This is a genomic window from Luteipulveratus mongoliensis (assembly GCF_001190945.1).
In the GTDB taxonomy this organism is placed as follows: domain Bacteria; phylum Actinomycetota; class Actinomycetes; order Actinomycetales; family Dermatophilaceae; genus Luteipulveratus; species Luteipulveratus mongoliensis.
Genome location: NZ_CP011112.1, coordinates 1,732,005 through 1,751,718 on the forward strand (window position 1 = coordinate 1,732,005; position 19,714 = coordinate 1,751,718).

Annotated in this window: 16 protein-coding genes and 1 pseudogene; 8 read left to right on the forward strand and 9 right to left on the reverse strand. The window is 69.3% G+C overall.

Annotated features, from left to right (window positions below; all coding sequences use genetic code 11):
* Positions 1–23: 23 nt before the first annotated feature.
* On the forward strand, positions 24–1,676 hold the full coding sequence (locus VV02_RS08280; protein ID WP_083450006.1) for a VWA domain-containing protein: 1,653 nt from the start codon (positions 24–26) through the stop codon (positions 1,674–1,676).
* A gap of 2 nt (positions 1,677–1,678) precedes the next feature.
* Here VV02_RS08280 and VV02_RS08285 read toward each other — a convergent pair whose 3' ends face one another.
* On the reverse strand, positions 1,679–2,014 hold the full coding sequence (locus VV02_RS08285; protein ID WP_052590940.1) for a TfoX/Sxy family protein: 336 nt from the start codon (positions 2,012–2,014) through the stop codon (positions 1,679–1,681).
* An 84-nt stretch (positions 2,015–2,098) separates the two neighbouring features.
* Positions 2,099–2,596, reverse strand: a complete 498-nt coding sequence (locus VV02_RS08290; RefSeq protein WP_052590941.1) for a DUF2505 domain-containing protein — start codon at positions 2,594–2,596, stop codon at positions 2,099–2,101.
* Positions 2,597–2,665: 69 nt separating this feature from the next.
* Here VV02_RS08290 and VV02_RS08295 point away from each other — a divergent pair, with 69 nt between their 5' ends.
* Positions 2,666–3,151, forward strand: coding sequence for a GNAT family N-acetyltransferase (locus VV02_RS08295; protein ID WP_052590942.1), 486 nt, complete (start codon positions 2,666–2,668; stop codon positions 3,149–3,151).
* Between the two features lie 7 nt (positions 3,152–3,158).
* Here VV02_RS08295 and VV02_RS08300 read toward each other — a convergent pair whose 3' ends face one another.
* Positions 3,159–4,361, reverse strand: a complete 1,203-nt coding sequence (locus tag VV02_RS08300) for an AI-2E family transporter (protein WP_083450008.1) — start codon at positions 4,359–4,361, stop codon at positions 3,159–3,161.
* Positions 4,362–4,434: 73 nt separating this feature from the next.
* Between VV02_RS08300 and VV02_RS08305 the strand changes: the two genes are divergently transcribed.
* Genes VV02_RS08305 through VV02_RS08315 form a run of 3 tightly spaced genes read left to right on the forward strand, consistent with a single transcriptional unit; the run spans position 4,435 to position 10,634 of the window.
* Positions 4,435–6,090: a VWA domain-containing protein gene (locus VV02_RS08305; protein ID WP_052590943.1), complete on the forward strand. Its 1,656-nt coding sequence runs from the start codon at positions 4,435–4,437 to the stop codon at positions 6,088–6,090.
* Positions 6,091–6,132: 42 nt separating this feature from the next.
* Positions 6,133–10,383 carry an AAA domain-containing protein gene (locus VV02_RS08310; protein ID WP_083450010.1) on the forward strand — a complete coding sequence of 1,417 codons (4,251 nt, stop codon included), beginning with the start codon at positions 6,133–6,135 and terminating at the stop codon, positions 10,381–10,383.
* Positions 10,380–10,634 carry a hypothetical protein gene (locus VV02_RS08315; protein ID WP_052590944.1) on the forward strand — a complete coding sequence of 85 codons (255 nt, stop codon included), beginning with the start codon at positions 10,380–10,382 and terminating at the stop codon, positions 10,632–10,634. The genes VV02_RS08310 and VV02_RS08315 overlap by 4 nt, the downstream gene beginning before the upstream one ends.
* Before the next feature lie 349 nt (positions 10,635–10,983).
* On the opposite strand, the gene VV02_RS08320 is transcribed toward VV02_RS08315, so the two are convergent.
* The 3 genes from VV02_RS08320 to VV02_RS08330 form a co-directional block, all read right to left on the reverse strand.
* Positions 10,984–11,340 carry an MscL family protein gene (locus tag VV02_RS08320; RefSeq protein ID WP_052590945.1) on the reverse strand — a complete coding sequence of 119 codons (357 nt, stop codon included), beginning with the start codon at positions 11,338–11,340 and terminating at the stop codon, positions 10,984–10,986.
* A 196-nt stretch (positions 11,341–11,536) separates the two neighbouring features.
* Complete coding sequence (locus tag VV02_RS08325) at positions 11,537–12,244, reverse strand: SAF domain-containing protein (RefSeq protein WP_169787662.1); 708 nt, start codon at positions 12,242–12,244, stop codon at positions 11,537–11,539.
* Positions 12,241–13,146 carry an S-methyl-5'-thioadenosine phosphorylase gene (locus tag VV02_RS08330; RefSeq protein ID WP_052590947.1) on the reverse strand — a complete coding sequence of 302 codons (906 nt, stop codon included), beginning with the start codon at positions 13,144–13,146 and terminating at the stop codon, positions 12,241–12,243. The genes VV02_RS08325 and VV02_RS08330 overlap by 4 nt, the downstream gene beginning before the upstream one ends.
* Positions 13,147–13,227: 81 nt before the next feature.
* Here VV02_RS08330 and VV02_RS27400 point away from each other — a divergent pair, with 81 nt between their 5' ends.
* Positions 13,228–13,449, forward strand: coding sequence for a hypothetical protein (locus VV02_RS27400; RefSeq protein WP_052590948.1), 222 nt, complete (start codon positions 13,228–13,230; stop codon positions 13,447–13,449).
* Positions 13,450–13,463: 14 nt separating this feature from the next.
* On the opposite strand, the pseudogene VV02_RS27405 reads toward VV02_RS27400, so the two are convergent.
* Positions 13,464–13,604, reverse strand: a pseudogene (locus VV02_RS27405) (FmdB family zinc ribbon protein); the annotation flags it as partial.
* A gap of 113 nt (positions 13,605–13,717) precedes the next feature.
* Entirely contained in the window at positions 13,718–15,280 is a 1,563-nt protein-coding gene (locus VV02_RS08340) for a potassium/proton antiporter (RefSeq protein WP_342667824.1), read from the reverse strand.
* Positions 15,281–15,326: 46 nt separating this feature from the next.
* Here VV02_RS08340 and VV02_RS08345 point away from each other — a divergent pair, with 46 nt between their 5' ends.
* Positions 15,327–17,912, forward strand: coding sequence for a penicillin acylase family protein (locus VV02_RS08345; protein WP_052590949.1), 2,586 nt, complete (start codon positions 15,327–15,329; stop codon positions 17,910–17,912).
* Between the two features lie 3 nt (positions 17,913–17,915).
* Here the strand turns inward: VV02_RS08345 and VV02_RS08350 are convergent, their stop codons facing one another.
* Positions 17,916–18,461 carry a 5-formyltetrahydrofolate cyclo-ligase gene (locus tag VV02_RS08350; protein WP_083450013.1) on the reverse strand — a complete coding sequence of 182 codons (546 nt, stop codon included), beginning with the start codon at positions 18,459–18,461 and terminating at the stop codon, positions 17,916–17,918.
* A 292-nt stretch (positions 18,462–18,753) separates the two neighbouring features.
* On the opposite strand from VV02_RS08350, the gene galU reads away from it, so the two are divergent.
* Complete coding sequence (gene galU, locus VV02_RS08355; RefSeq protein ID WP_052590950.1) at positions 18,754–19,713, forward strand: UTP--glucose-1-phosphate uridylyltransferase GalU; 960 nt, start codon at positions 18,754–18,756, stop codon at positions 19,711–19,713.
* Position 19,714: the final 1 nt, after the last annotated feature.

The following is a 19,714-nucleotide window of genomic DNA, read 5'->3' on the forward strand; positions in this document are numbered from 1 at the left end:
GGCACCGGTATTGTGCGAACACCATGGGCAGACACAGCGAACATGACGTCGTTCCTCAGGGTGGATCAAGCCGTCGGTCGCTCCTCGCGATCGGCCTTGTTTTATTGCTCGCGCTCGGCGCGCTCGGGTTCGTCAAGTATCTGACCGGTCGGGGGACCGAGGATGCCACGGCGGACGCGAGCCCCAAGGCGTGCGGCAAGACCACCTCCGTCAAAGTGGCGACCACCCCGGAATTCAACGGGCAGGTCGAGGCCGCCGTGCGCGCCCTCGGCGACCCGGCCAAGACGTGCACGAAGTACGACGTCACGAGCGAGCCCGCATCGCAGACCTCCGCCTCGATCCAGCAGAACTCCAACGTCCCCGACGTCTGGATCGCTGACAGCCCGATGCTGATCGATCAGGTCACGGCGGTGCGCGGCCAGGCGGCGGTGACGGTGGGCCCGACCCTCGCGTCGAGCCCCGTGGTGGTGGCCGTGCCCCCGCGTCTCAAGACCAATCCGATGGCCACCGGCCACCCGAGCTGGGTCAAGGTGATCGATGGCACGCTCCCGTTGGCCGTCGACTCCACCAAGTCGACTGCCTCGTTGGTCGCGATCACCACGGCCAGCCAGTTCGTCGCGACTCCCGCGGACAAGCAGTCCCTCGTGCAGTCCTTCGTGGGTCTCAGCCGTACGCCTCCGACGGCGGCAGCGGTCGACCTCACTGCCAAGGACTCGCGGGCCGTCCCGGTCAGTGAGCAGCAGCTGGTCGAGCTGAACAAGAAGGCCTCGGAGCCCGCCACCGCGCTGGTGCCGTCCGAGGGTGCCGGTCAGCTCGTCTACTCGTGGGTGGTGCCGGCCAAGTCGCAGACTGCTCCGACCGCCGCGCTCGAGGCCCTCCAGCAGCAGCTGGTCTCACCGACCATCAAGAAGTCCCTCACGGACGCCGGCTTCCGGGTGACGGGATTGTCCGCCCCGGCCGGCACCGGCGTACCGGCAGACGTGAAGCTCGTGGCCACGCCCTCCAAGGATCAGGCGACGGACGCGCAAAAGCTGTGGACCAACGTCCGCAAGGACTCCCGGATGCTCATCGTCCTCGACGCGTCAGGCTCGATGACGACGCCGGTGCCAGGCGTCGGTAAGCGCGTCGACATCGCGGTCGGCTTCTCGCTCAAGAGCTTCGACACCATGCCGCAGGGCAGCGAGGTCGGACTCTGGGCGTTCTCGACCGACCTCAACGGCAAGGGCACGGACTACAAGAAACTGGCCGATCCCGCCCGCCTCGACGTCAAGGCCAACAAGGACAAGCTGCGCGCGGCAGCGGGACAGGTGCCCGACCTCGTCAAGCGCAACGGCGACACCGGGCTCTACGACTCGATCGCTGCGGCCTATGAGCAGATGTCGATCACCTACGACCCCAACTACGTCAACTCGGTCATCGTCATGACCGACGGCAAGAACGACGACCCGGGCGGCGGGCTCACCCTGGCCCAGCTGACCAGCAAGCTGCGCGGGCTGTACGACCCCAAGAAGCCGGTCAAGATCATCACCATCGCCATGGGCGGAGACTCCGACCCGAAGGAGCTGCAGCAGCTTGCGCAGCTCACGAGGGGTCTGTCCTACGTCGCCAAGACGCCGGCGGAGATGAAGTCGGTCTTCCTGGACGCGTACGCCCACCGGCACGACTCGAGCGGCTAGGGCTACACCTTCGCGGGCAGCGTGCGGACGAAGTCGAGGCTGCGCTCGACCCACTCACGCAGCTCGTCGTCGGACTCGAGCCGGGACTCACCGACCCGCAGCCAGCCGTTCAACGCCTTGCCGCGCATCTCGAACGGCTCGACGTCGACCTCGGTCAGGAGGCCCTCGGCAACGTCAGCGTCGAGCCGCACCATCAGGCCGCCTGTGCGACTCACGGTGACCGACATGTGCCCGTTGACCAGGAACGCCAGCCCTCCGAACATCCGCTTGTCGGTGACATCCAGCTCGTCCACGAGCAGGTCACGGATGCGCTGAGCCAGCCCTTCGTCGTACGTCATGCCCTCATCTTGGCGCGCAGCGCCGCACCTCGGTCTCGATACGCCTCCGCTAGCGCTCCGGCTACTCGACCAGCGGTGGGGTGGTCAGCGGCGCCCGGAGGCCCACTCGCGTGAGACACCCTCCTCGGCCTCGATCGCCTTGATGATCTCCGGCGAGCCCATCTTCTCGATCGTGCGGCCGATGATCGGGATCTTCGCCTTCAGCGCAGCATCGAGGGTGTAGCGGGAGCCGGTGCCGTCCGGGACGATCGTGCTGGTGCCCTTCATGGTGATCGGCTGGCCCTTGAACTGGACGTGCAGGGCGGCGCGTCGGCCGCCATCGGCCTGGCGCGGGCCCCAGGCGAACGTCTCGAACACATCGACCTTGTCACCCACGATCTTCTTGACCAGCGCAGGCACTCCACCTGACGGCATCTGCCGCTGGATGGTGACGACATGCCCACCGTCCTTCTCCGTCACCCGGTTCTCGAACGACAGCGCACCCGCGGCCTCGCACTTCTCGTCCAGGTATGCGACCTGGGTGACATTGGCGTAGGTCTGGTCCGCCGTCGAAGGCACGATCCAGGTGATGGTGATCTGCATGCCGACAAACCTACGCACGAGTACAAGCCGTGTGTGAACGGCGCCGGGGGCCATCGGTAGCGTGCGGACATGACCGGTACCGTGCTCCGACCCGCCCAGGACACCGACGCAGCCGCGGTTGCCGAGATCTGGCGTGAGGGCTGGGTCGACGGTCACTCCGGACACGTGCCCGACGAGCTGGTGGCGTTCCGCACGGAAGACTCGTTTCGCACGAGAGCCGTTGAACGAGTAGGGGATACGACCGTCGCCGAGACCGACGGCGCAGTCGCCGGTTTCATCATGGTGCTCGCGGACGAGGTCGAGCAGGTCTACGTCCGCCGCACCGCCCGGGGGAGCGGCGTCGCCGGAGATCTCCTGGCCGAAGGCGTACGGCAGGTCGGAGCAGCCGGGTACGACCGTGCCTGGCTGGCCGTGGCGACCGGCAACTCCCGCGCGCGACGGTTCTACGAGCGGGAGGGCTGGCAGGACGAGGGTGCGTTCGATCACCCCGTCGAAGGTCCGGACGGGACGATCGACGTGCCGTGCCACCGATGCACGATGGCCACCTCTAGGTAGCGGCCGCTCACTCCTGCGGGGCGGCTGCCTCACCGGACTGCGCGGCGACGAGGCCGTGCGGTGTCACCGCCGTGATGTCGGCCGCCTTCTTGGCGCCGGTGCGCAGGTCGACCTGCTCGCCGAGGTAGCGGATCAGGACCGACAGCAGGGCGACGGTCGGGACGGCCAGGAACGCGCCGATGATGCCGTTGCCGTGCGACCCGACCGCGATACCGAGCAGGACGAGTGCGGGGTGCAGGTTCATCGAGCGCGACTGGAGCGCGGGCTGCAGCACGTGGCCCTCGAGCTGCTGGACCGCGATCACGATGCCGAGCACGATCAGCGCCGTCACCCAGGACTTGGTCACCAGCGCGACCAGCACGGCGAGCGCCCCCGCGACCGTGGCACCGACGATCGGGATGAAGCCACCCAGGAACGTCAGCACCGCCAGCGGCAGTGCGAGCGGCACCCGCAGGATCACCAGACCACCGCCGATCAGAACGGCATCGACGGCGGACACGATCGCCTGGGTGCGGATGAAGCCGCCGAGCGTGTTCCACATGCGGGACAGCAGCTCGGTGAGATGGGCGCCCGGGCCCTCACCGACCACTCCGCGCAGCCAGGGCAGGAACCGCGGGCCGTCCTTGATGAAGAAGAAGGACAGGATCAGTGAGAGCACGAGCGTGACGATCAGGCTGCCCGCGGTCGACACCCCGCTGAAGACGCCGCCGGCGATCGAGGAGCCGCTCTCGCGCAGCTTGTCCGTGATGGCCGCGACGCCGTCGTCGATCTGATCGGGACGGACGTTGAGCGGCGGACCCTGGGCCCAGTCGCGGACCTCGTTGACGCCGGCGATTGCCTTGTTGGCCAGGTCCTCGGACTGGTCGACGACCGACGGCACGATGGCCGCGATGATGCCGCCGATGATCGCGAAGGCGCCGAGGATCGAGCAGGCGGCCGCCAGCGCCGGAGGGAAACCCCGCTGCCGCAGCCACCGGGTCGGCGGCCACAGCACCGTGGACAGGACGAGCGCGAGGATGATCGGCAGGATCGCCACCCACAGCGGTGCGAGGGCACGCTGGAGCAGGTAAAGAGCGAGCAGGATCACGATCGTTCGCAAGGCCCAGCCGGCGCTCCAGCGGAAGCCTCCGCCGATCACATCACCCCGACTTACGGCGCTGGGCGGGGCCGCTGGAGCGGGTGTTTCGTCCGGGTCCAGACGACGGGCCATGTGAACTCTCCTGGAACTGTGGATGCGCGAGGGATTCCTCGGGATGAGTGTGTCGCAGGTACCGTGTATACCCATGGGTAAGCACAACGTGGACGCGCCGACGTCTTCTCGGCGGCGTGTCGCGATTGCTGGCGGCGCCGCCATTGCGCTGGTTGCAGGCGGTTTCGGCGTCAGCAAGGCCGTCTCCTTCATGGGCAAGGACGACGGCTCGTGCGCGACCCCCGCCAGCGTCCGCGTGGTCACCACTCCTGAGATGTACAACACGGTGCTCTCGGCTGCTGAGACGGTCGAGTCCGAGGGTGCCACCTGCGCCTCGTACGACGTCGCCGCCCAGGGTTCTGGTGAGACGGCCAAGGCGATCTCGAGCAACGCGGGCGTGCCCGATGTCTGGATCCCGGACAGCACGATCTGGGCGGACAACATCAACGCCAAGCTCGGCGCCGGCTGGGTGACCCCGGGAGAGACGATCGCGACCAGCCCGGTCGTGCTCGGCGTACCCCCGAGCCTGCACGACAACCCCGACCTGCAGAAGCCGCAGACCTGGGCGAGCGTGCTGGCCACCCAGATCCCACTGACGATGATCGACCCCGACACCTCCTCGCCCACGCTGACCTCAGTGGTTGCGGCCAACCAAGCGGTCTCGGGGCCGGGCCAGAAGGAGAACAAGCAGGACCTGCTGCGCTCCTACCTGCGCCTCAGCCGCTCGCTCAGCACCGAGGAGTCGCTGCAGAGCAAGGCCAAGGGCAGCAAGGACGTCGCGCGCGCCTACCCCCTCAGTGAGCAGCAGCTGACGGCGTACAACAAGCAGAACAACGCCCAGCAGCTCACGCCGTTGATCCCGACGGAGGGCGCCGCGGAGCTCAACTACACCTGGGTGACCCCGGTCCATGGCACCCAGGCGCCGCAGGCAGCGCTCGATGCGCTGCACGAGCAGCTGGTCTCGGCCGAAGGCAAGAAGGCGCTCAGCGCCGCAGGCTTCCGCGTGCCGGGCGCACCGCTGCCGACCGACACCGGCATCCCGGCTGGGGTCAAGATCGTCAAGCGGGCGTCGGCGACCGCGAACCAGAGCGCGCAGCTGGCATGGGAAAACCTCAGCAAGGACGCCCGGATGCTCGTCGTCCTCGACGTGTCCGGCTCGATGCTCGCCGAGGCCCAGCCCAAGGAGACCCGCATCGACCTGCTGGTCAAGATGTGCACCCAGGCGCTGGACGCGCTGCCGCAGACCACCTCGATCGGTGGCTGGGCGTTCTCGACCGACCTCGATGGGAAGGGCAAGGACTACAAGGAGCTCGTCCCGACGATCGAGCCGATCGACGGGAGCAAGCAGGGCCTCGCCCACAAGTCCCAGCTCAAGAAGGCCCTGCAGACCGGTCCGGAGCTGGCCCGGCGCAACGGTGACACCGGCCTCTACGACACGGTGGCGGCGGCGTACCAGCACGTGCACGACACCTACGACCCGCGCTACGTCAACTCGGTCGTCGTGATGACCGACGGGGCCAACGACGACCCAAACGGCGGTCTCAACCTCCAGCAGGTGCTGACCAAGCTGCGCGGCCAGTACGACCCCAAGAAGCCGGTCAAGATCGTCACCATCGGTATCGGCGACAAGACCGACCCGAAGGCGCTCAAGGACATTGCGGCCGCGACCGACGGCCTGTCCTACACGACCAAGACGCCCGACGAGATCACCGGTGTCTTCGTGGACGCGTTCCTGCGACGCGGGCAGTGAGCCTGCCGGGCGCAAGCCTTCCTGGCCAGTAGCCTCACGAGGGTGACGGCTGACCAGACCCCTGGGACTGCGGCCGATGATCGCCTGACCCGGGTCGCTGCGGCCACCCGCATCTGGAGCAAGCACCTGGTCGACCTCGGCGGACGCAACACCTTGCTGTGGTATCGCGACCTGCCCACCGGCACCCTCGACATCGGCTCCGCACACCCCGCGGGTGTGGCCAAGCTGCTCGCCGGTCATCCCGTACGTCTCTCCGAGCTCGTGCGGGAGGACGGCGCGTACGCCGATGCGTTGCGTCGGGCGCGCACCATCCGTGCCAAGACGGTCGAGCTGGCTCAGGAGCGGGGCGTGTCGGCCGGCTTCCTCGCGATGGGGATGGCGACCTGGGACGTGCCTTCGTCGTACAGCCGGGTCCCGAAGGCGCCGGTGTTCCTGCGCCGGCTCTCCCTGCGACCGGTCGTCGGGGCCTCCAGCGACCTGGTCGTCACCGTGGGTGACGAGGTCGAGGTCAACGAGGTCCTGCTGTCCTACCTCGAGTCCGAGTGCGGCATCGGTATCGACCCGGTGAAGTTCGGCAACCTCGCCCATGACGGCGACCGCATCGACCCGCAGCCGGCGTACGACGCGCTGGTCAAGGTCTGTGAGCCGGAGGTCCCGGGCTTCCGGATCGCCTCATCGCTGGTGCTCGGGACCTTCTCGTACGCCAAGCTCCCGATGGTCACCGACCTCACCGCCCAGGGTGACGCCCTGGCAGCCCACGACGTCATCGCGGCCCTGGCCGGCGACCCGGACGCGATCGAGGCCGTGCGGGCCGAGGCGCCCGAGCGCATCGGCGAGAGCATCCTCGACGACGAACGCCTGGTCCTGGACGCCGACACCTCGCAGCAGGCGGTCATCGAGGCCGTCAGCGCCGGCTCGCACCTGGTCGTGAAGGGTCCGCCTGGCACGGGCAAGAGCCAGACCATCGCCAACCTCATCGCCACGCTCGCCGCCCGCGGTCAGCGGGTGCTGTTCGTCGCCGAGAAGCGGGCCGCCATCGACGCCGTCGTCGGTCGGCTGCAGCGACGTGGCCTGGACGAGCTGGTGCTCGACGCGCACGACGGCCGCCCCCACCGCGCCACGCTTGCACAGTCGCTGACGGACACGCTCGACCGAGTGGTGGCCACGGCGGGAGGCACTGGCCCCGCTGTGGACCCGCGGCTCGTCGACCGTCGGGACCGCCTCATCGACCACCGCCGTGCCATGCACGACTCCCGCCTGCCGTGGGGCGTCACCGTCGATGAGGCGCAGACCGCGATCCTGCAGCTCGCGTCACTGCCGCACCCGCCGCGCTCCCACGTGCGACTGATCGGCTCCGACCTGCACGGCATCACGGCTCGCCGCCGCGATGAGCTGTCGCAGGATCTCGAGGACGTGTCGGCGGTGGGCGCCTGGGCCACGGAGGGGGAGCCGGACCCGTGGTTCGGCGCGCGCATCGTCGGCAAGGACCAGACTGACCGCACCCGCGCGTTGGTGATCCAGCTGGCCACCCACGGGATGGCCGAGCATCGCGCCCGCCTCGACGGGCTCGCCGACCAGGTCGGACTGACGCCGCCCCGCACCATCCTGGAGGCCGACGACCAGCTCGAGCTGATGAGCAGGGTCTTCCGGACGCTCGAGACCTTCAAGGTGGACCTGTTCGAGGCGCCGGTGGACGAGCTGGTGGCCGCGACCGGCTCCCGTGCGTACCGCAACGAGCACGGCATCGAGCTCGGCCAGATCGATCGGCGCCGACTGCGGAGCCAGGCGCGCTCGCTGCTGCGCCCCGGCCGTCCGCCCGCCGACGTGCACGGCGTCCTCGTGCGGGCCGCGGCTCAGCGGCGGCAGTGGCGTGAGGCGAGCGGTCCCGGCTCGCGGCCGAGCGCACCGATCGAGGTGCCCGACGTGCAGCGAGCCCACGAGCGTTTTCGCGACCAGCTCGACTGGCTCGCCTCGCGACTCGAAGGCACTGCCGAGGGCAACGATCTCATCCACGCCGACTTCGACGACCTGCACGACCGGTTGCTACGGCTCGCCGACACGTGCGACCGGCTCGCCGTCGTACCCCAGGTCATCAGCCGGGTCGACCGGCTGCGCGCCAACGGCCTCGGCCCGGTCGTGGACGACTTCGCGCGGCGGGGACTGGACGCCGAGCGGGTGCCTGAGGAGTTCGCGTTCGTGTGGTGGAGCTCGGTGCTCGCCGAGATCGCCGACCGCGACACAACCTATGGCGCACACGACGGGCATCAGCTGCGCCGGATCGAGCAGGAGTACGCCGACAACGACCGCGCGCACATCGATGCCGGTGTCGCTCGGGTCCAGGACGCGGTCGACGCGCAGATCCGACGCGTGATGACGGACCTGCCCGAGCAGGCCGACATCGTGCGCGTAGAAGCCGACCGCGCCCGCGGCCACCTCTCGTTGCGTGACCTGCTCGCCCAGGCGCCCGAGCTGATGACCTCGGTGCGCCCCTGCTGGGCGATGTCACCGCTCGTGGTGGCCTCCGTCGTACCGCCCGGTCTGTGGTTCGACGTCGTCGTGTTCGACGAGGCGTCACAGGTGCCGCCGGCGCAGGCGATCTCAGCGATCTCGCGCGCGAGTCAGGTTGTCGTTGCTGGGGATCCGCGTCAGCTGCCGCCGACGCCGTTCTACATCACGGACACTGAGGGCGACACCGCGCCGACCGATCTGCAGGCCGAGGGTGTCGTGTCCGTGCTCGATCTGCTGTCCACGATGCTGCCGACGCAGGAGCTGACCTGGCACTACCGCTCGCACGACGAGCGGCTGATCGCGTTCGCCAACGCGCAGATCTATCGCGGCGGGCTGGTGACGTTCCCGGGCACAGCGACGGACGGCGTCGTACGCCTTGATGTCGTCAGCGGTCGCGGAGACGGCGAGACGTCGACCGTCGAGGTGGACCGGGTCGTGGAGGTGATCCTCGATCACGCGCGCCGCCGGCCCGAGGAGTCGCTCGGTGTCATCACCCTCGGCGTGCGGCACGCGCAGCGGGTCGAGGATGCCGTACGCCGGGCGTTCGCCGAGTCGGCCGACCTCGCCGACTTCATCGCCGACCACGACAAGACCGAGCCGTTCTTCATCAAGCCGCTCGAGCGCGTACAGGGTGACGAGCGGGACGCCGTGGTGCTGTCGATCGGGTTCGGGCGGCAGCCCAATGGTCGGGTGCCTCACAAGTTCGGGCCGCTCAACCTCGAAGGCGGCGAGCGGCGGCTCAACGTCGCGATCACCCGTGCGCGGCGGCGGATGACGGTCGTGTCGTCGTTCTCCGGCGACGAGCTCGAGGTGCCCAAGCTGCGCGCTCGCGGGGCTCAGATGTTGCGCGACTTCCTGCTCTACGCATCCTCGGGTGGCGCGGCGCGTCGGGTGGTCGGCGAGTCTGGCGCCGGCGAGCACGGCCGGTCGAGTGGCCGGACCGCCGGCGGAGGCGTGTCGAGACCCGCTGACCGGCCGAAGCCCACCATCGTGGCCGGCCGCAGACGGCTCACCGCCTCGACCGGGAGCGTGCTCGACCGACCGTTCCTGCCCGAGACGCCGCGGCGGCCGGAGACGCCCGTCGTGGCCGAGCTCGCGCGCCGGCTGCGGGACAAGGGTCTGGTCGTGCACACCAGCCACGGCATCTCGACGCACCCGCTCGACCTGGCCATCGAGGACCCCCTCCGTCCGGGCGAGATGCTCGTGGCGGTCGAGACCGACGGCCCGGTCTATGCCGGAACTCCCGGCGTCCGAGAGCGGGACCGGCTGCGGCTGGAACAGCTTCAGCGGCTCGGCTGGGCGCACGAGCGGGTGTGGGCGGTCGACGTCTTCCGGGACCCGGCACGTGATGTGGCGCGCATCCTCGGCACGGTGCAGTTGGCGTCGCAGCAGCGGGCCGAGCGGCGCCGCCGTCTTGCGGAGGAGGCGCAGCCGCCGCAAGCCCGTCCGGTCGTCGAGACCGAGGACGACGAGCCCGACGACGTCGACGAGGTCGACGACGACGTCGCCGCAGACGCAGCCGCAGACGATGTGACTGACGTGGCCTACGGTGACGATGCGGATGCCCCTGAAGGCGACACGGACGTCGCCGGGGACGACCAGGACGAGGATCCGGGGGACGACGAGCAGGACGATGACGGTCCCGCGGACGACGAAGAGGACGGCGAGGAGCCCGCTGACGAGCAGGACGACGCGGAGCCTGCGGACGCGGATGACATTGCTAGCGAAGAGGATTCGTCTGACGAGGAGTCCGAGTCGGCGCCGCACGAGGAGCGCGGCGCGTGACTGAGGAGGAGCCACCCGGCCTTCCCGATGACCAGGATCCAGTGATGTCGGGCGACGGGACCGAGAGCGCGGACAGGCGGCGCCGTCAAAGCCGCCGGGCGACGCGGAAGGCTACGGGTGGTGTCGATCAGGTCGGCGGCCGACCGGATCAGACCGACGACGATCTCGACCCGGACGAGTCGAACGACCAGAGGAAGGACTCGCCGCAGGACCGCTGGCTGCACGAGCAGCGCCCACCCCACTGGGAGTGACCCGCGCATCGCGCCAGTCCGGGTCCGGCCCACGTTCTGGCGCAGCTAGCCTCGCGGGCCCTTGTTTCCGATCGCAAAGTGTCTCGCGTCTTCGCAGATGTCTCCTCTCGTGGAGAGGCATCTGCGAAGACGCGAGGCACTTTGCAGCTGGGAACCTGGTCCGAACGTCTCCGCGACCGACCTGTCTCCGACCAACGCAACGGATCCGATGGCCGACCGTGCGGCGGGCCCGCGCGGCGCGATGGGGTGTGGAGCTTCTTCACGACTACCCATGCATGCTTGAAGGGGCAGGACCTTGATCAGTCCTGCCCCTTCTTGTGCTCGGCTCGAGGTCCGAGCCGAGAGGTAATCAGCCGCGCGCGCGCAGCTCGTCGCGGATCTCCGTGAGCACATCTACCTCAGTCTTGCCCTGGTCCTCGTTGTCCATACCCAGACGGGTACGCGCGAGCTGGTAGGGCTTGACGACGAAGAAGTAGACCACCGCTGCGAGGATCAAGAAGGCGACCAGCTCGGTCAGCAAGGCGCCGACATGAACATCGCCGGGCGTCCAGTTCGAGAAGTTGGGCGTGCCACCGGCCTTGCCGATCAGGTCCATGATGACCGTCACGAACGCCTTGACGACAAGCCCGAACGCAGCAGCCATGACGAACGCCACAGCAAGCTCGACCAAGTTGCCTCGGAGAATGAAGTCCTTGAAGCCCTTCATGGGGTTCAGTCCTTTGCTTGAGGGGAAATGAATCGGCCCTCAACCTAGCCGAATGACCATGCATCAGGAACGATCCGGACGGGCCAGGCGTTGCGTTCTATTTCACAGTGATCTTGGGGCGCGACGCACTGTTTTCTTGTTCTTGGCCCGGCTGTCACTCACTTCTCCTGGCTGTGTCCACAGATTCTGGAGTTGCTCATGTGGTCGGGCGTAGGGCCAGCAGAACGGCCGTCCCGGGGGACTGGCTGCCGGCCTGGGCCATCGCCAGTGCACCCGCCACCGAACGGTCCACGGCCAGGAGTACGCCGGGCGGCTGGGCGGCCTGAGCCGCGGACAGCCGGCCGCCATCGGCCTGCACGGCGGCGACCGTGCCGACCACGCGAAGGTCGCGTCCCACCTGGCGCCCTGAGGCTGCGGCCCAGGCGTCGACGCGATCGCCCACCCGCACCGTCGAGATCAGCGACTGGTCGCTGATCGGCACGCTCACCACGACCTGGTCGGCTGCGACGGGCGGCAGCGTGTGGGCGCTCCGCAGTCGAGTCGATGTCACCGGCTCGCCTGGACTGAGCGGGGTCACCACCGTCTGCCCGACCAGACGCGCGAGGGGCGGACCAGCAGGCAGCGACGCGCGTAGCGGCCACCGCGTGGTCTCGAGATCGGCCGCGACCAGACGTTGGCCGGCCGGTATGGCGTGCGCAGCCACCACGACGGCTTTCGTGGGCTCGTCAGCAGGACGCACCGCGCCGATCACACCGACGGAGGCCACCGCGACGAGCAGACCGGATGCAGCGCGCCGCCCGCGGGCGCGACGCCAGGCCGACTCACGGCTGTCGCCCTGCCAGGTGTCCGGAAGGAGCCGCTCCCATCGAGGGCGTGCCACCGGACCGGTCGCCTTGTCGTTCACGGCAGCTCGAGCGGCAACGTCAGGCCGTCGAGCGAACGACGGCAGGCGCACGTCGCCTCGTCGTCGGACTCCGGGTCGGGCAGCTGCGAGATCGCCTGCTGCAGAACGGTTTTCAGACCCTCGATGTTGTCGGCGAAGACCCGCAGCACCTCCTCGTGGGTGACGTGCTCGCCCACCTCGACGCCGGCGTCGTGGTCGGTCACCAGGCAGACGCAGGTGAAGCACATCGCCAGCTCGCGAGCGATGGACGCCTCGGGCATGCCGGTCATGCCGACCACGCTCCAGCCGGCTGCCTGGTGCCACTGAGACTCAGCCCGGGAGGAGAAGCGCGGCCCGTTGACGACCACGAGCGTGCCGCCGTCCACCGGTTCGGATCCGCCATTGGACGCGGCCGCGGTCAGGACGGTCTCGCGCCCGCGCGGGCAGTAGGGATCGGCAAAGGCGACGTGAACGACCGGCCCGACGGCGTTGCTGGCCCCTTGCTCGGGCTCCTCCTCCGACGCGGTTCGCAGGCTCCCCGCGGTCGGCATCGTCGCTCCGTCGTACACCGTGTGCTCCCGACCCCAGGTGCGGTCGACGACCTGGTCGGGGACGACGAGGGTGCCTGGACCGAGCTCGGGACGGAGCGAGCCGACGGCGCAGGGCGCGAGGACCTGGCGGACGCCGAGGGATCGCAGCGCCCAGAGGTTGGCGCGGTAGTTGACCCGGTGGGGTGGGAAGCGGTGGCCCTGGCCGTGCCGGGCCAGGAAGGCCACTCGCCGGCCGTCGAGGTCACCGACCGCGACCGCATCACTGGGCTCGCCGAACGGTGTCTCGACCGTCACGTGCTCGACGCCGTCGAGGAAGGAGTAGAAGCCGGATCCGCCGATCACGCCGATGTCGGCACGAGGTGTCTGGGTCATGGCCGCAGGCTAACCAGCGACGGATGGCATGCGGCAGGCCGCCGGTCAGGTCTGTGGACCGCCGGCCGCCTACGAGGAGGGGTGTGGACCGCCGAGGCTCAGGCGGCGCCGGAGGTGCTGCTCGAGGAGGTCGACTTCGAGTCGCTGGAGGAGCTGGACGACGTCTTGGTGTCGGATGACGAGGACGAGGACGAGGACGAGGACGAGGAGCTGGACTCCGAGGACGACTTCTTGTCCGACGAGACGCTCGTCGTGGACGAGGACGACTTGCCCTTGCTGTCGCTACGGCTGTCGTTGCGGTAGAAACCAGAGCCCTTGAACACCACGCCGACCGAGCCCCACACCTTGCGCAGCGCGCCCGAGCACTCAGGGCACTCGGTCAGGGCGTCGTCGCTGAAGGACTGGAACACCTCGAACTGGTGACCGCACTGCGTGCAGGCATAGGGGTACGTGGGCATGTGTCGTCGACCTCTGTGATCCGGTGAACGGGTTGGCACTCTCAATGCTCGACTGCCAAGTGTACGGGCAGTTGTGGACGCTCCCAACCAGCCGCCCAGGTCGTGGGCCGCCGTCAGTCGCCGGGAGAGTCCTCGCTCGTCGTACGCCAGCCGGCCAAGCGGCCCTCGCGCGAGATGTCGCGGATGCGCCGGATCGTCTGCCGTCGGACGGGTTCGGTCGCCACGACCAGCAGCGCGTCGCCCCGCCGCAGGACAGTGCTCGAGGTGGGTACGAAGCCCTCGCCCTCGCGGACCACGAGCGTCACGTTGGCGCCCGGGGGCAGGCGGAGCTCGAAGATCTCGACACCGTGGAGACGGGACTCCTCACCCACCGTGACCTGGACGACCTCGGCACCGAGCTCTTCGAGCGGAGTCGCCTCGATGTCGAGGTCGACGGCGTGCGCAGGCTCGGTGATGCCGAGCTTCTTGGTGATCCAGGGCAGCGTCGGCGCCTGCACGATCGTGAAGATGATCACGAGCACGAAGACCAGGTCGAACAGCCAATCGGTGTCCGGAGTGTCCAGGGTCAGGGGCACCGTGGCCAGCACGACAGGCACGGCTCCGCGCAGCCCCGCCCACGACAGGAACGCCTGCTCCCGCCAGGGCACCTTGAACCACGCCATGCTCGCGACCACCGAGAGGGGGCGGGCGACGAGCAGCAGCACGAGTCCGACCACGATCGCTGGCACGATCTGGTCGCCGAGCCGCTCAGGAGAGGCCAGCAGCCCGAGCATCACGAACAGCCCAATCTGGGCGAGCCAGCCGAGCGCCTGCCCGAACCCACGCACCGCCGACCGGTGCGGGAGGTGCTGGTTGCCGAGGACGAGCGCGCAGACGTACACGGCGATGAAGCCGCTGGTGTGCGCGAAGTCGGCGACGGCGTACGCGAGCACGGTCACCCCGACGACCGCGATCGAGAAGAGACCGGACGAGCCGGCCGCGCTCCAGCGCAGCACGCGACCCAGCAGGAAGCCGAGTGCCACCCCGATGAGCGCTCCACCGACCAGCTCGGCGACCGCCTCGACGCCGACGAACCACCAGGAGTGGTTGCTGCCGTGGGGACTCGACCGCTCGGCGAGCGCCACCACGAGCAGGACGACAGGGGCGTCGTTGAAGCCCGACTCGGCCTCGAGCACACCGCTCAGCCGACGGGGAAGCGGCACGACCCGCAGCACGGAGAACACCGCCGCCGCGTCGGTCGACGAGACGATCGCGCCGAGCAGCAGCGCGACCGTCCAGGACAGGTCGTCGAGCAAGGTGTGCGCGGCGACCGCCACGACCGCGACCGAGACGACCACACCGAGCGTGGACAGCACGGCCGCAGGGGCGACCGACTGCTTGATCGATGGCCAGGACGTCGTCAGCCCGCCCTCGGCGAGGATCAGCACGAGCGCGCTGTAGCCGAGCACCTGCGCGATCGCCGAGTTGTCGAACTTGATGCCGGCACCGGACTCGCCGAGCGCGAGCCCGATGGCGAGGTAGATCAGGAGCGTCGGCAGACCCGAGCGGTTGGCCAGTCGCACCGCGGCCACGGAGACGAGCAGGACGGTCGCGCCGATGAGGAGCCAGAGGGTCAGGCTGTCGGTCAGCTGCGGCGTCGCGGAGAGCAGGGGCGTGACGGGCAGCACAGCGGACACGTCAGGCTCCCATCCGTACGGGGGTCGGTGCCATAGTCTCGCAGGCGTGACGAGGAGCCCCGTGGTGCGCCGCCTCGTGCTGTGGACCTCAGCGAGCCTTGTGGTCGGTCTGGTGATCGCCGCGGTGCTCGGTGTCGGACTCGTACGGCGGTCGTTCCCGCAGGTCGGTGGCGAGCTCCACGTGCGCGGTCTCTCGAGCTCGGTCGAGGTCGTTCGGGACGCCCGCGGCGTGCCCCACATCTATGCCGACACCAGCGAAGACCTTTTCCGCGCACAGGGATTCGTCACTGCCCAGGACCGCTTCTTCCAGATGGACGTCGTACGCCGGGCCGCCAGTGGGCGCCTCGCGGCGTTGGTGGGCAAGGCCGGTCTCGACTCGGACAAGATCACCCGCACCCTCGGGTGGCGGCGGGTCGCCGAGCAGGAGATGGACCAGCTGCAGCCCGACACGCAGCGCTACCTGCGGGCGTACACGGAGGGGGTCAACTCCTACCTCGAACACGCGGGCACACCATCGCGAATTGCGTTGGAGTACGTCGTGATCGGGCTCAGCGTGCCGGGTCACGCCGTGGAGCCCTGGACGCCCGTCGACTCACTGGTCTACCTCAAGGCGCTCGCCTGGGACCTCAAGGGCAACTACGACACTGAGCTGATGCGCGCACGCCTCTCGGCCACGCTGCCGCCGCAGCAGGTGGCGAGTCTGTTCCCGGCGTACGACGCGAAGGCGCACCCGCCGATCCTGTCGAGCGCGGATTGGTCACTGCCGCAACAGCCCCCGACGACGGGACCCGACCGGCCGACCAACGCATCGCAGCTCGTGTCCACACGATCCGACCCGGCGGTGACCACAGCGCTCGCTGCCGCCGGCAAGGTCCTTGACGCGGTCCCGACCGTCGCGGGCAAGGGCGAGGGACTCGGCTCCAACTCGTGGGTCGTGTCCGGTCGCTTCACCACGACGGGCAAGCCGATGCTCGCCAACGACCCGCACCTCGGTGTCGGGCTGCCGAGCATCTGGTACCAGACCGGCCTGCACTGCCGGACCGTGTCCAGCGCCTGCCCGTACGACGTGAGCGGCTTCACGATGCCCGGCCTCCCCGGCATCGTGATCGGGCACAACGACGAGATCGCTTGGGGTTTCACCAATCTCGACCCTGACGTGACGGACCTCTACCTCGAGAAGGTGACCGGGACGTCGTACGAGCGCGACGGCCGCCAGGTCCCGCTCAGGACTCGAAGCGAGCGCATCTCGGTCGCCGGTGGCAAGCCCGTGGACATCACCGTGCGCGAGACCGTGCACGGGCCGCTGCTGTCCGACGTGGACGACGACGTCGCTGCCGGGGGCGCCGGCGGCAAGCTGCCAGGCGCTGGTAAGCAGAAATACGACGTCGCCCTGGCCTGGACGGCATTGCGGCCCGGTCGCACGGCGGACTCCTTGCTCGCGCTCGGCAAGGCGCGCAACTGGACCGAGTTCCGAGCAGCAGCAAGGAATTTCGCGGCACCATCGCAAAATCTGGTGTACGCCGACCGGTCCGGCAACATCGGCTACCAGGCTCCGGGAGTCGTACCGATCAGGCGCTCGTCGGTGGCCGGAGCGCCGCCGGGGTTCTGGCCGGCACCCGGCTGGAACTCGGCGTACGACTGGACGGGCACGGTGCCGTACGACCAGCTGCCCAGCAGTCTGAACCCGCCCGAAGGCATGATCGTCACCGCCAACAACGCGGTCACGGCATCGACCCGGCCCTACCTCACGAGCGAGTGGGCGCCGGGCTATCGCAGCAACCGGATCCTGGAGCGTCTGCAGGCTGCGACTCGTGACGGCGGCAAGATCTCGGTCGAGACGATGAGCGAGATCCAGACGGACAGCACCAACCCGTTCGCGAAGCAGCTGGTCAAGCAGCTGCTCGCGGTCGACCTGGGCAACGACGCGTTCACCAAGGACGGCCGCAACCTGCTGAAGACCTGGGACTTCACGACACCCGCGAGCGGCAAGCAGTCAGCAGCCGCGGCCTACTACAACGCGGTGTGGCGGGCGCTGCTGTCCGCGACCTTCGACGAGCTGCCCGAGGATCTCGCGCCGACGGGAGGCGCCCGCGACCAAGCCGTGGTCGAGGGGCTGCTGCGCAAGCCGACGGACGCCTGGTGGGACGACCGGCGGACCCCTGGAGTCATCGAGCGCCGCGACGCGATCCTGCGCAAAGCACTGGTCGAGGCGCGCCTCAGCCTCACGCGCGAGATGGGCAAGGATCCGAGTCGCTGGACCTGGGGCCACGCCCACCAGCTCGAGCTGAAGCACCTCGTGCTCGGCGAGGACGCCCCGAAGATCGTCCGCGCCGCGGTCAACGAGGGCCCCTGGGGTGTCGACGGCGGCCAGGGCATCGTCAACGCGACGGCCTGGGACGCGACGGAGGGCTACGGCGTACAGACCGCGCCCTCGATGCGGATGGTCGTCGATCTGGACAATCTCGATGCCTCCCGCTGGGTGCTGCTGGGCGGTTCGTCCGGACATCCGTTCCACGGGCACTACGACGACCAGACCAGCGCCTGGCGGGCCGGCCGCAGCTATCCGTGGCCGAGCTCGACCGAGGCTGTCCACGACGATCGCAAGCACACGCTCACGCTGTCCGGCGGCTGAGCCTCAGAGGCGGGCCAACCCTCCCGCGGGCGTGACCACCGCGTCGACAGCCTGGTCGTGCGGGTCGGACGGTACGACGTCGGCCAGCTCGTCGTCGTACACCACTGCCACCACCAACGCGCCCGGCGCGCGGCGCGCCAACGCTCGGTCATAGCTCCCGCCGCCCTGGCCCAGCCGCAGCCCGTCGCGAGCGATGGCCAGGGCCGGTACGACGATCACGCCGGCGCCCGCGATCGCGTCCGTCCCGAGGGTCTGGGTCTCGTCGTCGCCGCTGCGCCAGTCCAGGTCCTTGTCCGGCAGCAGCACGGGGAGCAGAACCTCGTGGCCCGCCTCGCGCAGTGCCGCGATCAGCGCCTCCGTCGGCGGCTCGGTCGCCAGCGACTCGTACGCCGCAACCGGCGCTTCAGGGCTGATCACGCTGATGATCGCGTCACGGATCGCCTCGCCATCGGCCCGACGGTCGGCCGCCGACTGCGCGTCGCGGCGCGCTCGCCGCCCAGCGCGGATCGCCCGCCTGGCCCGCACCTTGTCGTCCGGCAACGTCCGCATGCCGCCGAGTCTCCCAAGCCGTTGGGTGATGTGGCTACGGAGGCGGAGGGAGGAGGGTCCTCGGAGGAGCATGGCGGGCCTGGCGGGAGGCCGAGCTTGCGAGGCCGGATGGTTTGCGACGCAGAGGACCCTCCTCCCGCAGCCGGGGTGACCGGCGTACGGAAGCCTTGGTCTCGATACGGCTCGCGCCATGGCGCTCGCCTACTCGACCAGCGGTGCTCGCCTACTCGACCAGCGGTGTAGATGTGGCTCCACCAAACGGACGGAGCGACCCGTCAGTACCCTGGCGGCCATGACGACGACCCCTCGACCCCGACGAGTCCGCAAGGCAGTGATCCCTGCGGCCGGACTGGGCACCAGGTTCCTGCCGGCCACGAAGGCGATCCCCAAGGAGATGCTGCCGGTGGTGGACAAGCCGGCCATCCAGTACGTCGTAGAGGAAGCCGTCCGTGCCGGGCTCAACGATGTCCTGACCATCACGGGTCGCAACAAGGCTGCGCTGGAGGACCACTTCGACCGGCACTGGGAGCTGGAGCAGGCGCTGGAGCGCAAGGGCGATGAGATGCGCCTGCGTCGGGTGCACAAGTCCGCCAACCTCGGTGAGGTGCACTTCGTCCGGCAGGGCGAGCCGCGCGGTCTCGGGCACGCGGTGCTGTGTGCGCGCTCGCACGTCGGCGACGAGCCGTTCGCGGTGCTGCTCGGTGACGACCTGATCGATGAGCAGGAAAACCTCCTCGAGCGGATGATCGACGCGCAGGAGAGCCACGGCGGCAGCGTCATCGCGCTGATGGAGGTGCCGGAGGACCAGATCCACCTCTACGGCTGCGCCGCCGTCGAGCCGGTCGAGGGTGCCGGCGAGGATGTCGTACGCGTGACGGCGCTGGTTGAGAAGCCCGCCGTCGGCGAGGCGCCCAGCAATCTCGCGATCATCGGTCGCTACGTGCTCGACCCGTCGATCTTCGGGATCCTCGAGCACACCGCGCCGGGCCGCGGCAACGAGATCCAGCTGACCGACGCGCTGCAGGAAGCCATCACGTCCGACGGCGAGGGTTCGGGTGTCATCGGTGTCGTGTTCAAGGGGCGTCGCTACGACACGGGCGACCGTCTGGACTACCTGAAGGCGATGGTTCGTCTGGCGGTGCGGCACCGCGAGCTCGGGCCTGACTTCCGCGGCTGGTTGCTGGAGTGGGCGCGCACGGACGAGGCCCTCGGTCGTACTAACGACGCCGAGCTGTCCGAGGAGCACCACTGAG